Annotated in this window: 13 protein-coding genes; 8 read left to right on the forward strand and 5 right to left on the reverse strand. The window is 57.8% G+C overall.

From position 1 onward, the window contains the following. Positions 1-190: 190 nt before the first annotated feature. Together nfo and HFD87_RS21900 are read right to left on the reverse strand one after the other, a co-directional pair. On the reverse strand, positions 191-1,036 hold the full coding sequence (gene nfo, locus HFD87_RS21895) for a deoxyribonuclease IV (protein WP_033778751.1): 846 nt from the start codon (positions 1,034-1,036) through the stop codon (positions 191-193). Positions 1,037-1,087: 51 nt separating this feature from the next. Then, the gene (locus HFD87_RS21900; protein ID WP_033788450.1) at positions 1,088-2,143 is read right to left on the reverse strand and encodes a YeiH family putative sulfate export transporter; all 1,056 of its coding nucleotides are present in this window, start codon (positions 2,141-2,143) and stop codon (positions 1,088-1,090) included. Between the two features lie 106 nt (positions 2,144-2,249). Here HFD87_RS21900 and HFD87_RS21905 point away from each other — a divergent pair, with 106 nt between their 5' ends. The 5 genes from HFD87_RS21905 to HFD87_RS21925 all read left to right on the forward strand — a co-directional run bounded on the left by HFD87_RS21905 (position 2,250) and on the right by HFD87_RS21925 (position 7,157). After that, positions 2,250-2,624 carry a YkvA family protein gene (locus HFD87_RS21905; RefSeq protein WP_129063012.1) on the forward strand — a complete coding sequence of 125 codons (375 nt, stop codon included), beginning with the start codon at positions 2,250-2,252 and terminating at the stop codon, positions 2,622-2,624. A 9-nt stretch (positions 2,625-2,633) separates the two neighbouring features. Further along, positions 2,634-3,500 (forward strand): DNA-binding transcriptional regulator YeiE, encoded by an 867-nt coding sequence (gene yieE / locus HFD87_RS21910; RefSeq protein ID WP_010248285.1) that lies wholly within the window; start codon positions 2,634-2,636, stop codon positions 3,498-3,500. 117 nt (positions 3,501-3,617) lie between these two features. Then, positions 3,618-5,084 (forward strand): amino acid permease, encoded by a 1,467-nt coding sequence (locus HFD87_RS21915; RefSeq protein WP_022625044.1) that lies wholly within the window; start codon positions 3,618-3,620, stop codon positions 5,082-5,084. A gap of 208 nt (positions 5,085-5,292) precedes the next feature. Beyond that, positions 5,293-6,369: an iron ABC transporter permease gene (locus HFD87_RS21920; RefSeq protein ID WP_010248280.1), complete on the forward strand. Its 1,077-nt coding sequence runs from the start codon at positions 5,293-5,295 to the stop codon at positions 6,367-6,369. Beyond that, positions 6,369-7,157 carry an ABC transporter ATP-binding protein gene (locus HFD87_RS21925; RefSeq protein WP_010248276.1) on the forward strand — a complete coding sequence of 263 codons (789 nt, stop codon included), beginning with the start codon at positions 6,369-6,371 and terminating at the stop codon, positions 7,155-7,157. The genes HFD87_RS21920 and HFD87_RS21925 overlap by 1 nt, the downstream gene beginning before the upstream one ends. Positions 7,158-7,298: 141 nt before the next feature. Here HFD87_RS21925 and fghA read toward each other — a convergent pair whose 3' ends face one another. From fghA to HFD87_RS21940, 3 genes are all read right to left on the reverse strand, one after another. Further along, on the reverse strand, positions 7,299-8,141 hold the full coding sequence (fghA, locus tag HFD87_RS21930) for an S-formylglutathione hydrolase (RefSeq protein WP_167423929.1): 843 nt from the start codon (positions 8,139-8,141) through the stop codon (positions 7,299-7,301). Positions 8,142-8,153: 12 nt separating this feature from the next. Then, positions 8,154-9,278 carry an S-(hydroxymethyl)glutathione dehydrogenase/class III alcohol dehydrogenase gene (locus tag HFD87_RS21935; protein WP_010248270.1) on the reverse strand — a complete coding sequence of 375 codons (1,125 nt, stop codon included), beginning with the start codon at positions 9,276-9,278 and terminating at the stop codon, positions 8,154-8,156. Between the two features lie 100 nt (positions 9,279-9,378). Continuing rightward, the gene (locus tag HFD87_RS21940) at positions 9,379-10,290 is read right to left on the reverse strand and encodes a LysR family transcriptional regulator (RefSeq protein ID WP_010248266.1); all 912 of its coding nucleotides are present in this window, start codon (positions 10,288-10,290) and stop codon (positions 9,379-9,381) included. Positions 10,291-10,407: 117 nt separating this feature from the next. Between HFD87_RS21940 and HFD87_RS21945 the strand changes: the two genes are divergently transcribed. The 3 genes from HFD87_RS21945 to yeiB all read left to right on the forward strand — a co-directional run bounded on the left by HFD87_RS21945 (position 10,408) and on the right by yeiB (position 13,536). Continuing rightward, a complete protein-coding gene (locus HFD87_RS21945; protein ID WP_061703764.1) occupies positions 10,408-11,535 on the forward strand; it encodes a YbfB/YjiJ family MFS transporter in 1,128 nt (375 codons plus the stop codon). 125 nt (positions 11,536-11,660) lie between these two features. Then, positions 11,661-12,326, forward strand: coding sequence for a GTP cyclohydrolase I FolE (gene folE / locus HFD87_RS21950; RefSeq protein WP_010248259.1), 666 nt, complete (start codon positions 11,661-11,663; stop codon positions 12,324-12,326). Between the two features lie 49 nt (positions 12,327-12,375). Then, entirely contained in the window at positions 12,376-13,536 is a 1,161-nt protein-coding gene (yeiB, locus tag HFD87_RS21955) for a DUF418 domain-containing protein YeiB (protein WP_167423930.1), read from the forward strand. The last annotated feature ends 50 nt before the right edge of the window (positions 13,537-13,586 follow it).

Here is a 13,586-nt window from a genome sequence, read left to right on the forward strand (position 1 = left end):
GGTTCGTCGGCACGACGTCAAAGCCGAAGGTACCGCGTGAGCGGCGCGAGGACGGCCCGGCAGCAGCAGAGGTGCGCAGGCACGCACTGCGGCTCGCTCGCACTGACAAAAAAGCGGCCACGTTTGACCGTGACAGCCTTTACAAATCTAATCTTAACTGACCAGCATTAAGCCAGCTGGCTCCCTTTTACTATCCCTGCTGTTCGGCTTTCAGCCAGGCAATCTCATCTTTCCAGATATCGGGATTAATGGTTTCCAGAATCAACGGGATGCCATCAAACCGCGGATCTTTCATCAGCCAGCTAAACGCTGTTTTGCCGATATTGCCTTCACCCAGGCTGTGATGGCGGTCGACGCGACTGTCGAAGGCGCTTTTAGCATCGTTAAGGTGCATGCCGCGCAGATAGTTAAAGCCGACAATGCGCTCAAATTCGGCGAAAGTCGCTTCGCAATCCGCTTCGGTACGCAGGTCATAACCACCGGCAAACGCATGGCAGGTATCAATACAGACGCCGACACGCGCCTTATCTTCAACATGCTCAATAATGGTGGCGAGATGCTCGAAGCGGAAACCCAGATTACTGCCCTGACCGGCGGTATTCTCAATGACGGCGGTGACGTTCTGGCTCTGGTCGAGAGCGATGTTGATCGACTCCGCAATCCGCTTCAGACAGGCCTCCTCATCAATCTGATGCAGATGGCTGCCCGGATGGAAGTTCAGCAAAGTCAGGCCGAGCTGGTCGGCACGTCGCAGCTCATCAATAAAAGCGGCGCGGGATTTCTCCAGCGCCTCTTCAACCGGATGACCCAGGTTTATCAGGAAACTGTCGTGCGGCAGGATTTGCTGCGGACCGAATTTGTACGTCTCGCAGGCGGCGCGAAAAGCATCAATCACCTCAGTCGAGAGCGGGGCGGCCTTCCACTGACGTTGATTTTTAGTAAAGAGCGCGAAGGCGGTGGCTTCTATTTCATGGGCGCGGATCACTGCCTGATCCACGCCACCTGCCGCACTCACGTGTGCGCCAATATATTTCATGCCTTTCTCCTGGGGCTGTGCACGGATGAGACGGCATGATACCCGATGCCGCTAGCCCATGAAATGTTGCACCAGCAGATTGATTGCACCGCCGCCCGCGATTAACCAGACAAACACCAGCGCACCCAGCAGCAGCGGTTTAACGCCTGCCTCACGCAATGCCCCGAAACGGGTGGTCAATCCCAGCGCCGCCATCGCCATCGCCAGCAGCAGACCCGCCAGCTGATTCAGCGTCGCCACCACCATGGCAGGCAGCAGCTGCAGCGAGTTAAACAGTGCAACACCGATAAACAGCAGGGCGAACCAGGGAAACGTCACAGCCTGGCGTGCGTTGCTTCCTTGACGTTTACCGCGTATCACGGCGCTCAGGCAGAGCAGAAAGGGAGCCAGCATCATTACCCGCAGCATTTTGGCAATGACCGCGCTGTTCTCAGCTTCCGGGCTGATGCTGTGTCCGGCGGCCACCACCTGCGCCACTTCATGGATGGTTGAGCCGGTAAAAACACCAAACTGCGATGCACTGAGATCCGGGAACAGCTCATGCGCCAGCGGCCACAGCAGCGGATAGATAAAGATCGCCAGCGTGCCGAACAGCACCACGGTCGCGATAGCCACCGCAACTTTCGACGGCGCGGCTTTCACCACCGGCTCGGTCGCCAGTACAGCCGCAGCACCGCAGATACTGCTGCCCGCGCCAATCAGCCAGACGGTATCGCGATCCAGCTTCAGCAGCCGCATGCCCAGCAGGCAGGTTATCAGGAAGGTGCTGGTCAGGGTCAGCGCATCAATCAGGATGCCGCTGAAACCGACGTCAGCAATTTGTTGTAAAGTAATGCGAAAGCCAAACAGGATGATCCCCAGCCGCAGCAGTTTCTGCTTAGCCAGCAGCACGCCGTTGTCGCAGCGTGACGCCAGCGGCGAATAGATGCTGTTACCGACCAGGATGCCCAGCATAATCGCCAGAGTCAGTGAACCCAGCCCCAGTGCGGCAATCATCGGTTGCTGCGCCAGCCAACTGGCTGCCCCGGCAATCACGGCGGTCAGCAGCAGACCCGGGATCCAGAGCGGAACGGGATGATGCGGTTTAGCGATGCTCAGTTCAGTCATGGTGGTCACTCCTCCTGGTTGAGACCCGATCATGACGGCGACTGGCTTAAAAGTGAAATTGATAATATATTTATAATTAACCAGAATAAACGATAAGGCAGCAATCATGATAGTTTCGCGTCTGCGCCGCTGGGCGACGCTGATCAAAAGAGATGTGTTTGTGCTGGGATTTGCCTTCCGCGATCCCCGCACACCCTGGTGGAACAAGCTGGGGATGCTGGGGCTGGTCGCCTATGGCATCAGCCCGATCGATATCATTCCTGATGTCATCCCCTTTGTCGGTCTGCTGGATGACGCGGTGATTATCCCGACGGGCGTCATGGTGCTGCTGCGTTTACTGCCGCAAGAGGTGCGCATCAGCAGCAGCGAGCGGGCGCAGTCTCAACGTTCGCGTGGCAAAAAGATTGCAGGCTGGCTGGTGGCGATAGGGCTGATCTGGCTGGCATTAATCATTTACCTGGTCAGGCAGTCACTGAGTTAAGAGGCAACGATGCACATTACGCTGCGGCAAATTGAAGTTTTCACCGAAGTGCTTAAGAGCGGTTCCACCACTCAGGCTTCGCAACTGCTGGCACTGTCGCAGTCCGCAGTGAGTGCAGCGCTGGCCGATCTGGAGAGTCAGCTCGGCGTGCAACTGTTTGACCGGGTTGGCAAACGGCTGGTGCTGAATGAGCATGGACGGCTGCTCTATCCCCGTGCAGTAGGGCTGCTGGAGCAGGCGGGCGAAATCGAGCAGCTGTTTAAAGAGGATAACGGCGCGATCCGCATTTTTGCCAGTAGCACCATCGGCAACTATCTGCTGCCAGGCATGATGGCCGCTTATCGTCGCGATTTTCCCCGCCTGCCGCTGGAGCTGAGTGTCGGCAATAGTCAGGATGTGATTCAGGCGGTTTCCGATTTCCGCGTCGATGTCGGATTAATTGAAGGGCCGTGCCATATGACCGAGCTGGTCAGCGAGCCCTGGCTCGAAGATGAGCTGGTGGTGTTTGCCGCGCCAGACGCGGCGATTCTGCAACAGCCGGTTACGCTGCAAACCCTGGCTGACGCCCCGTGGATCCTGCGCGAACGCGGCTCCGGCACCCGTGAAATTGTCGATTATCTGCTGCTGTCGCATCTGCCGAGTTTTCAGCTGGGCATGGAGCTGGGCAATTCCGAGGCGATTAAACATGCGGTGCGGCACGGCATGGGCATCAGCTGTCTTTCGCGCCGGGTGATTGCCGATCTGCTGGAGGCGGGCACGCTGGTTGAACTGACGATTCCGCTGCCGCGTCTCATCCGCACGCTCTATCGCATCCATCACCGGCAGAAGCATATTTCCAAAGCACTGACGCGCTTTTTTTCCTATTGTCGCGAGTAATTACTAATAATTCCGGCGCGATCATGAAGTTAACTAATAACAGGTTGGCATTCGCTATACAGAGGCGATCTGGCTGCTACAATCGCGCCTCATTTTTACCCAGCGTAGCGTTAACACATGCATAATGACTCAAATACAACACAACAACCTGCATTACGACGTGCGTTAAAAGCCCGTCACCTGACGATGATCGCCATCGGCGGCTCCATTGGTACCGGCCTGTTTGTCGCCTCCGGTGCCACCATCGCTCAGGCTGGCCCGGGCGGAGCACTGCTCTCCTATATCCTCATCGGCCTGATGGTCTACTTCCTGATGACCAGCCTCGGCGAACTGGCTGCGTTCATGCCGGTATCGGGTTCCTTCGCCACCTACGGCGCGAAATATGTCGAAGAGGGCTTTGGTTTCGCACTCGGCTGGAACTACTGGTACAACTGGGCGGTGACCATCGCGGTTGACCTGGTAGCGTCCCAGCTGGTGATGAACTACTGGTTCCCCGACACGCCTGGCTGGATCTGGAGCGCGCTGTTCCTGGGGCTGATGTTCCTGCTCAACTACATTTCGGTCAAAGGCTTTGGCGAGGCGGAATACTGGTTCTCGCTGATTAAAGTGGCCACCGTGATTATCTTTATCATCGTTGGGGTGCTGATGATCACCGGCATTATGCGCGGTGCTGAACATGCGGGCTGGCAGAACTGGCAGGTGGGCGACGCGCCGTTTGCGGGCGGCTTTGCGGCGATGATTGGGGTGGCGATGATTGTGGGATTCTCCTTCCAGGGCACCGAACTGATCGGTATCGCGGCGGGCGAATCTGAAGATCCGGCGAAAAATATTCCGCGCGCTGTGCGGCAGATTTTCTGGCGTATCCTGCTGTTCTATGTGTTCGCTATCCTGATTATCAGCCTGATCCTGCCATACACCGATCCGCAGTTGCTGCACAATGATATCGACGATATCAGCGTCAGCCCGTTCACCCTGGTGTTCCAGAATGCCGGTCTGCTCTCTGCCGCCGCCGTCATGAATGCGGTGATCCTGACGGCTGTGCTGTCAGCGGGTAACTCCGGGATGTATGCGTCAACGCGTATGCTTTATAACCTGGCCAGCGAAGGTAAAGCGCCACGGATTTTCGCGAAGCTCTCAAAGGGCGGCGTGCCGCGTAATGCCCTGTGGGCCACCACCGTGGTGGCCGGACTGTGCTTCCTGACCTCAAAATTTGGTAATCAGGAAGTCTATCTGTGGCTGCTGAATACCTCAGGCATGACCGGGTTTATTGCCTGGCTGGGTATTGCCATCAGTCACTATCGCTTCCGTCGGGGCTATGTGGCCCAGGGACGTGACCTGAACGATCTGCCTTACCGTTCCGGCTTCTTCCCGCTGGGTCCGATTTTCGCCTTTGTGCTCTGCCTGATCATCACGCTGGGTCAGAACTACCAGGCATTCCTTAACGACAGCATCGACTGGTATGGCGTGGCGGCAACCTATATCGGCATTCCGCTGTTCCTGATTATCTGGTTCGGCTACAAGCTGACGCGCGGCAGCCGTTTCGTGAAGTACAGCGAAATGGAGTTCCCGGTTCACAAAGATTAGCTCTGCGTCATCGCCCGCACAAAACCCGCCAGGGATGGCGGGTTCTGCGTCTTTGCGAAAGGCGCAGGCTCCCTGAGCCATTCTCCTGCCTGCAACACCGTTTTTTACTGTTTTTTCACGTCTCGCTTATGTTCTCGAATTGATAATTATTATCACCTGCACTATTGTGGCTGCGTTTTCTGACGTGATAGCCACACAGGGTTCAAACATGACTACCGAAACTTCGCTGCTGGCGGGGGAAGAGACGCTTCACCACACCATGCAGAACTATCATCAGGTGCTGCGCCGCCGCTTAATCTGGATTGGCGTGCTGTTGCTGGCGATACTCGCCTCGCTGATCCTCGACTTCACGCTGGGTCCGGCGGGACTCTCACTTGAAACGCTGTGGAATACGCTGCTCAGCCCCGAGAGCGTCGATGCCGGCACGCGCGTCATTGTCTGGGACATTCGTCTGCCCTATGCGCTGATGGCGCTGGTAGTGGGTCTGTCGCTGGGTCTGGCGGGCGCTGAAATGCAGACCATCCTGAATAACCCGCTGGCCAGTCCGTTTACCCTTGGTGTCTCATCGGCGGCGGCGTTTGGTGCCGCGCTGGCCATCATCCTCGGCGTGGGTATTCCCGGCATTCCCGATCAGTGGTTAATTTCTGCCAACGCCTTTGTCTTTGCTCTGTTTGCCGCGCTGATGCTGGATGCCGTGACCCGCTGGACTCAGGTCTCTTCGGCGGGCGTGGTGCTGTTCGGTATCGCGCTGGTCTTCACCTTTAACGCCCTGGTATCCATGATGCAGTTCATCGCCAGCGAAGATACCCTGCAGGGCCTGGTGTTCTGGACCATGGGTAGCCTGGCGCGCGCCTCCTGGGAGAAGCTTGGCGTGCTGAGCGTGGCGCTGGCCATTCTGGTGCCGTTTTCCATGATGAGCAGCTGGAAGCTGACGGCGCTGCGTCTGGGCGAAGACCGCGCGGTAAGCTTTGGCATTGATGTGCGTCGTCTGCGCCTGACTACGTTACTGCGCATCAGTATCCTCTCTGCCCTGGCGGTCGCGTTTGTCGGCCCGATCGGTTTCATTGGACTGGTCGCTCCCCATATCGCCCGCATGATGTTTGGTGAAGATCACCGTTTCTATCTGCCCGCCAGTGCGCTGGTCGGTGCGCTGGTGCTGTCCCTGGCGTCGGTCGCCTCGAAAAACCTGCTCCCCGGTGTAATCATCCCGGTTGGCATTGTCACCTCACTGATTGGCGTGCCGTTCTTCCTGAGTATTATTCTGCGTCATCGGGGGACGGTATGATGGAACAGGGTCTGACGTTACGCGGCTTCAGTGCCGGGTACCCAAAAAATAAAGTCATTGATAATCTTAATATCGCGCCGCTGCCGCGCGGCGAGATCACCGTGCTGCTGGGGCCGAATGGCTGTGGTAAATCGACGCTGCTGCGTGCACTGGCCGGTCTGAATAAAGGCCAGGGCGAGATGTGGCTCAACGGTGAGGATCTCATGACCCAGCCGTTTGCCCGGCGTGCGAAGAACGTGGTTTATCTGCCGCAGTCGCTGCCTGCGGGCGTACATCTGCATGTGCTGGAGTCGATCATCGTGGCGCAGCGTGCCTCCGGTGGTCTGCACAGCGCCAGCAGCGAAGCGGAAATCATGCATCTGCTGGAACAACTGGGCATTGCCCATCTGGCGATGCGATATCTCGATCAGCTCTCCGGCGGACAAAAACAGCTGGTCGGGCTGGCGCAGTCACTGATCCGTCGCCCTAAGCTGCTGCTGCTGGATGAACCGCTGAGCGCGCTGGATCTCAACTACCAGTTTCACGTGATGGATCTGGTGCGGCGCGAAACCGCTCAGCGTAACATCGTGACGGTGGTAGTGGTGCATGACATCAATATTGCACTGCGTCATGCGCAACATGCGCTGATGCTGAAGCAGGGCGCGCTGGTGGCGGAAGGGCAGCCGGATAAGGTGATCACGCCTGCCACTCTGGCAAAGGTGTATGGCGTCGATGGTCGTATCGAACACTGCTCGCGTGGTATCCCGCAGGTGATGATCGACGGGCTGACCGGCCCGGCACTGGTCTGATATTGAGGAGGCGCCCGGTAGGGCGCTGAGCATCACTGTTCTGAGAAAGGAATTTTTACAGGGCAGGCTGGCAGTATGCTGGCTCTGTGACAGAGCGTTAGCCAGCTAAAAGTTCAGGGCCGCGATTGCGGCCCTGATTGTTTACGCCAGCAGATGCTGCGCATGGAAGCGCAGATGATCTTCCACAAAGCTGGCTATAAAGAAGTAGCTATGGTCATAACCCGGCTGAATGCGCAGCGTCAGCGGGAAACCCACCTCATTCGCGACCTCTTGTAACCGCTCCGGTTGCAGCTGATCGGCCAGGAACTGATCGCTGTCGCCCTGATCGATCAGCATTGGCAGCCGATGCGACACCTCCGCCATCAGCTGGCAGCTGTCATATTCCCGCCACGTCGCACGATCGTCGCCCAGATAGGCCTGAAACGCTTTCTGACCCCAGGGGACCTGCATCGGATTCACAATCGGTGCAAAAGCGGAAGCCGAGGCAAAGCGGTTACCCAGACGCAGCGCCAGCATCAGCGCGCCGTGTCCGCCCATGGAGTGACCCATAATCGACTGACGTTCACTGACCTTGAAGTTATCCGCAATCAGGGCGGGTAACTCGCTGCTCAGATAATCGAACATGCGGAAATGGCTGGCCCAGGGCTGTTGGGTGGCATTGAGATAAAATCCCGCGCCCTGACCCAGATCGTATCCTTCATCATTCGCAAACCCTTCGCCGCGCGGGCTGGTGTCCGGCATAATCAGCACCAGACCCAGTTCCGCTGCAACCCGCTGTGCACCGGCTTTGCTGGTGAAGTTCTCATCGTTACAGGTCAGCCCGGCCAGAAACCAGACCACCGGCGGCGGCGCATCACCGTGCGGCCCAGGCAGATAGATGCTGAAGGTCATCGGGCAATTCAGCACCGCAGACTGATGACGCCAGCGCTGCTGCCAGCCGCCAAAAATACGGTGTTCTTCCAGTAGCTCCAGAGTGGATGCCATAACGCCTCCTGATTACTTGTTAAAGTGCACGACCGAGCGAATCGATTTTCCTTCGTGCATCAAATCAAAGGCGTCGTTGATCTCTTCCAGCGGCATGGTGTGAGTGATGAAGTCGTTCAGCGCAAATTTACCGTCGAGGTAATCCTGCACAATGCCAGGCAGCTGCGAACGGCCTTTTACGCCGCCAAACGCGGAACCGCGCCAGACGCGACCGGTCACCAGCTGGAACGGACGAGTGGAGATCTCTTCACCGGCACCGGCGACGCCGATAATCACGGACTCGCCCCAGCCTTTGTGGCAGCACTCCAGCGCGGAACGCATCACGTTGACGTTACCAATACATTCAAACGAGAAATCCACGCCGCCGTCGGTCAGCTCGACGATCACATCCTGAATCGGCTTGTCGTAATCTTTCGGGTTGATCAGATCGGTGGCACCCAGTTTGCGTGCCAGATCGAATTTGCTGGTGTTAAGGTCGATGGCAATGATGCGGCCCGCTTTCGCCATCTTCGCGCCGATGACCGCAGAGAGGCCAATGCCGCCGAGACCGAAAATCGCCACGGTGTCGCCTTCTTTCACTTTGGCAGTGTTCATCACCGCGCCCATGCCAGTGGTCACGCCACAGCCCAGCAGACAAACCTCTTCCAGCGGCGCTTCTTTACTGATTTTCGCCAGCGAGATCTCCGGGATTACCGTGTACTCAGAGAAGGTTGAGGTGCCCATATAGTGGAAAATGGGTTTGCCATCTTTAAAGAAACGGGTGGTGCCATCCGGCATCAGGCCTTTACCCTGAGTGGTACGGATCGCCTGGCAGAGGTTAGTTTTGCCTGAAAGACAATATTTACATTTGCCACACTCCGGCGTGTAGAGTGGAATGACGTGGTCACCCACTTCAACGCTGGTCACGCCTTCGCCCACGGCTTCGACGATGCCGCCGCCTTCATGGCCAAGAATCGCCGGGAAAACGCCTTCCGGGTCGGTGCCGGACAGGGTGTAGGCGTCGGTATGACAGACGCCGGTCGCAACGATACGCACCAGTACTTCACCTTTCTGCGGTGGCATTAAATCAACTTCTTCGATTTTCAGCGGTTCGCCAGCAGCCCAGGCAACAGCGGCACGGGTTTTGATCATATTCATGCAATCCCTCTTCCAGTCAGATTGTGACGCGCAGTGGCGCCGGGTGGTCGTGATGATTCAAAGCCTGGTGGGTCAGGCTCTTAAACATAGCGTGGAACGCTTATTCCGCCGCCTGTAATGGGTAAATCAGCTCATCGTTGAGCGGACGATCGTCAAATTGTTCAATAATCAGGTACTTCAGTGCTTCAACATTCGGCGTAAAGGCGTCGCGTCGCCACATCAGCCAGGTGGCGGTGTCGCGATAAGCGGGAGGTAACGTATGCGCCTGCACCCGTGACCGATCCGCCATCTGCTTCAGCACCGAGGCCGGGATCATCGCTACGCCCGCACCGCCTGCCACGCAGGCCAGCATGGCGTGATAGGACTGAATCTCCATCACACTGTTGGGCGCGGTCTGGCTGTCCCGATACCAGCTCTCCAGCTTCACCCGGTAAGAGCAGCTGTTGCGAAAGGCAAACAGGGTATCGTCCTGCACGTCGCGCGCGGTGGCGATTGGCGCATGATCGAGGCCGGTGATCAGTATCATCTCTTCGCGAAAGGCGATGCAGCCATTGAGATCGTCATGGGACACCGGGCCATCCACCAGCGCGGCCGCCAGGGTGCCTTCACGCACCCGATCGATGATTTCGCCCGAAGTGCCGGTAATCAGCGACAGCGCCACTTTGGGGAAGCGCTGGTGATAGGCGGCGAGCAGGCCGGGCAGACGCGTCGCCGCGGTGCTCTCCATTGAGCCCAGCGCAAAGTTGCCCGCCGGTTCACCGGTGCGGGTCATGCTCATCGCTTCTTCACTTAATGCCAGGATACGCTGCGCATAATTCAGAAAATTATGGCCCATTGGTGACAGGCGAATGCGCTGTTTCTCACGAATAAAGAGATCCACACCTAATTCTTCTTCCAGCTGGCGCAACCGCGTGGTGAGATTAGAGGGGACGCGATGCAGCTGTTCTGCTGCGCGCGCCAGCGAACCCGTTTCGGCGACGGAACAGAACATACGCAGCTGAACTAAATCCATATCTTCTCTTCCTGTAAGCAAGTTGGTTAAAATTATTCACTTTCCGTGAGTTTAATCATCCTGCATGCTGTTAGCAAGTCAGAAGAGATCTCAGGGCAGAACAACAGGAGTTCAGCAATGGCGTTACGCGTCGCGCTCAGCGCGTTTTTAACCTTATTTGTCGCGATGGGCATTGGCCGGTTTGCCTTTACGCCCCAGGTGCCGCTGATGATTCAGGCACACCAGCTGACACTCACCAGTGCCAGCCTGGTCGCGGCACTTAACTATCTTGGCTATCTGTGTGGCTCATTTGATGCCATGCGCGCACACCGGCGGGTTGAGCTGCGATTGCAGGCGGGCGTATGGGGCGCGGTGATCCTGACCCTGCTCTCAGCATTCGCCAGCGGACCGTGGCTGCACGGCGCAATCCGCTTTCTGATTGGCTGGTCCAGCGGCTGGGCGATGGTGCTGGTGGCGGCCTGGAGCAATGAACAGCTGCATCGCCATGGCCGGGCAGGGCTGTCGGCGGCCGTTTTTGCCGGGCCAGGCTGCGGCATTTTTGTCAGCGGTCTGCTGGGGGTAGCGCTGCACACATTGCAGGTTTCTGCCGGTCTGGCCTGGGCCGCTTACGGTGCGCTGGCGCTGCTGCTGATTGCGCTGATTACCCGTAATCTGCCGCGTCGGGGCGAACTGCACCGCCCGGATCAGGCACCCGAGCCGCTGGTGCTGGATCGCAACCTTAAACGGCTGGTACTGAGTTACAGTCTGGCGGGCTTTGGCTACATTCTGCCCGCCACCTTTTTGTCGCAGATGGCCGCCACGCGGTTTCCGGACGGCATCTTCGCGCAGTTTGTCTGGCCGATTTTTGGCGGCGCGGCGATGATCGGCATCCTGCTGGGGATCCTGACGCGGCGCTGGGGGCACAGCCACGTCCGCCTGGCTCTGGTGCTGTGGGCGCAGGCGCTGGGCGTATTTGCCGCGGCGCTGCTGCCAGGCTTTAGCGGCCTGCTGGCCGGTGCGCTGCTGGTGGGGGGCGGTTTCCTCAGCGTGGTGCAGCTGTCGCTGCTCTGCGCCCGTGAGCTGGCACCCAATCATCTGCGCTACATGGCTGGCCTGCTGACCACCGGCTATGCTATCGGGCAGCTGGTCGGCCCGCTGCTCTCTTTTCTCTCCACAGCCCTGTTACATCGGCTGGAGCCTGCCCTGTGGGTTGCAGGGGTTAGCCTGGTCTGGGCCGGCCTGCTGGTGTGGCGGCGAACCGGGTGAAAAGCTTTCATCACCAATCTGATTGATTGCTGGATTCCCCGCAAAGAAAGTTTCACAATACGCGCCTGATTACAGGGCCCGCTGGCAAAAGCTGGCGGGCGCAACACCAGCCGGAGAAGAGTAAGATGAGCACCCTAAGTCAGGAAGCTGCCCTGGTTCACGAAGCGCTGCTGGCGCGTGGACTGGAAACGCCGTTACGTGCACCGACGCGCGATATAGATGACAACACACGTAAAAGTCTGATTGCCGGGCACATGACCGAGATTATGCAGCTGCTGAATCTGGATCTTGAAGATGACAGCCTGATGGAAACGCCGCATCGCATCGCCAAAATGTATGTGGATGAAGTCTTTTCCGGTCTCGACTACGCCAACTTCCCGAAAATCACCGTCATTGAGAATAAAATGAAGGTTGATGAGATGGTGACCGTGCGTGATATCACGCTGACCAGCACCTGTGAACACCACTTTGTGATCATCGATGGCAAAGCGACCGTCGCCTACATTCCCAAAGAAAAGGTGATTGGCCTGTCGAAAATCAACCGTATCGTGCAGTTCTTCGCCCAGCGCCCGCAGGTGCAGGAGCGTCTGACGCAGCAGGTTCTGGTCGCACTGCAGACGCTGCTGGGCACCAACAATGTGGCTGTTTCTATTGATGCGGTGCATTACTGCGTGAAAGCGCGTGGCGTAAAAGATGCCACCAGTGCCACCACGACGACCTCTCTGGGCGGCCTGTTCAAGTCCAGCCAGAATACCCGCCAGGAATTTTTGCGCGCGGTGCGCCATAGTTGAGTCTACGGCGGGCGCATAACGTTTCCCGCCTCAATCGTGCAGGTGCCGCATGCAACGCTATCACGCGCTGGATTTCATTCGTGGATGTGCCATTCTCGGCATTCTGCTGCTCAATATTGTCGGCTTCGGCCTGCCTTCTGCCGCCTACCTTAATCCGGCATGGCAGGGCAGCGTCAGCCTGTCCGATGTCTGGACATGGGCGATCTCTGACGCCTTTGCCCAGCTCAAATTCCTCACCCTGTTTGCGCTGCTGTTTGGCGCAGGTCTGCAAATGCAGCTGCCACGCGGCAGTCGCTGGTTGACTGCCCGGCTCTCACTGCTGGTGCTGATCGGTTTTTTGCACGGCGTTTTTCTCTGGGAGGGCGATATCCTGCTGGACTACGGCATTATCGGGCTGGTGGTCTGGCGGGTGGTGCGCGATGTCCCTTCCACCCGCAGCCTGATGAATACCGGCATTCTGCTCTATCTGGTGGGCTGTGGCGTTCTGCTGGTGTTTGGGTCAATCTCCGATCCTGAACCGACCCGATCCTGGCTGCCAGGTGCTGCCGATCTGCAATATGAACAGTACTGGAAACTGACCGGCGGCTGGGAAGCGATACAGAACCGGCTGGATCATCTCTCGTCAGGATTGATGGCGCTGGCGGCGCAGTATGGCTGGCAGCTGGCGGGCCTGATGATGATCGGTGGCGCACTGCTGCGCAGTGGCTGGCTGATCGGCGAGTTTTCAGTGCAACATTACCGTCAGGCGGCGGCGCTGCTGCTGACGATGGGGTTGTTAATTGCGGTGGCCGGTGTGGCAGCGCAATGGCTGTTACATTGGGAATTCCGCTGGACCGCTTTTTATCTGCAAGCCCCGCGCGATCTCGCCAGCCCGCTGATTAGCCTGGGCTATGCCGCGCTCTGTCTGGCTTACTGGCCGCAGATAGCGCGCTGGCGCATCAGCTATGCCATTCAGTGCGTGGGCCGCATGGCGCTGACCAACTATCTGCTGCAGTCGCTGATCTGCACCACGCTGTTCTATCGCTTCGGCTTCTATATGCACTTCACCCGGCTGGAGCTGGTGCTGATGGTGCCTGCGGTCTGGCTTATCAATATCCTCTTTTCACTCATCTGGTTACATTTCTTCGCACAGGGTCCGCTGGAGTGGCTGTGGCGGCGGCTCACGCTGATCTCAGCCGGTAAATCGCGCATCACTGACAACGCCAGATAATGACCGCCATCACAAAGGTTACAGAATTGTATGTAACCGTTTTCATTGAT

Origin of the sequence: Pantoea sp. EKM21T (genome assembly GCF_011800405.1) — a bacterium.
Taxonomy (GTDB): Bacteria; Pseudomonadota; Gammaproteobacteria; order Enterobacterales; family Enterobacteriaceae; genus Pantoea; species Pantoea agglomerans.

Coding starts and splice junctions, on each gene's coding strand:
- nfo (WP_033778751.1), bottom strand. CDS start 1,036: ATGAAATATATTGGCGCACACGTGAGTGCGGCAGGTGGCGTGGATCAG.
- HFD87_RS21900 (WP_033788450.1), bottom strand. CDS start 2,143: ATGACTGAACTGAGCATCGCTAAACCGCATCATCCCGTTCCGCTCTGG.
- HFD87_RS21905 (WP_129063012.1), top strand. CDS start 2,250: ATGATAGTTTCGCGTCTGCGCCGCTGGGCGACGCTGATCAAAAGAGAT.
- yieE (WP_010248285.1), top strand. CDS start 2,634: ATGCACATTACGCTGCGGCAAATTGAAGTTTTCACCGAAGTGCTTAAG.
- HFD87_RS21915 (WP_022625044.1), top strand. CDS start 3,618: ATGCATAATGACTCAAATACAACACAACAACCTGCATTACGACGTGCG.
- HFD87_RS21920 (WP_010248280.1), top strand. CDS start 5,293: ATGACTACCGAAACTTCGCTGCTGGCGGGGGAAGAGACGCTTCACCAC.
- HFD87_RS21925 (WP_010248276.1), top strand. CDS start 6,369: ATGGAACAGGGTCTGACGTTACGCGGCTTCAGTGCCGGGTACCCAAAA.
- fghA (WP_167423929.1), bottom strand. CDS start 8,141: ATGGCATCCACTCTGGAGCTACTGGAAGAACACCGTATTTTTGGCGGC.
- HFD87_RS21935 (WP_010248270.1), bottom strand. CDS start 9,278: ATGAATATGATCAAAACCCGTGCCGCTGTTGCCTGGGCTGCTGGCGAA.
- HFD87_RS21940 (WP_010248266.1), bottom strand. CDS start 10,290: ATGGATTTAGTTCAGCTGCGTATGTTCTGTTCCGTCGCCGAAACGGGT.
- HFD87_RS21945 (WP_061703764.1), top strand. CDS start 10,408: ATGGCGTTACGCGTCGCGCTCAGCGCGTTTTTAACCTTATTTGTCGCG.
- folE (WP_010248259.1), top strand. CDS start 11,661: ATGAGCACCCTAAGTCAGGAAGCTGCCCTGGTTCACGAAGCGCTGCTG.
- yeiB (WP_167423930.1), top strand. CDS start 12,376: ATGCAACGCTATCACGCGCTGGATTTCATTCGTGGATGTGCCATTCTC.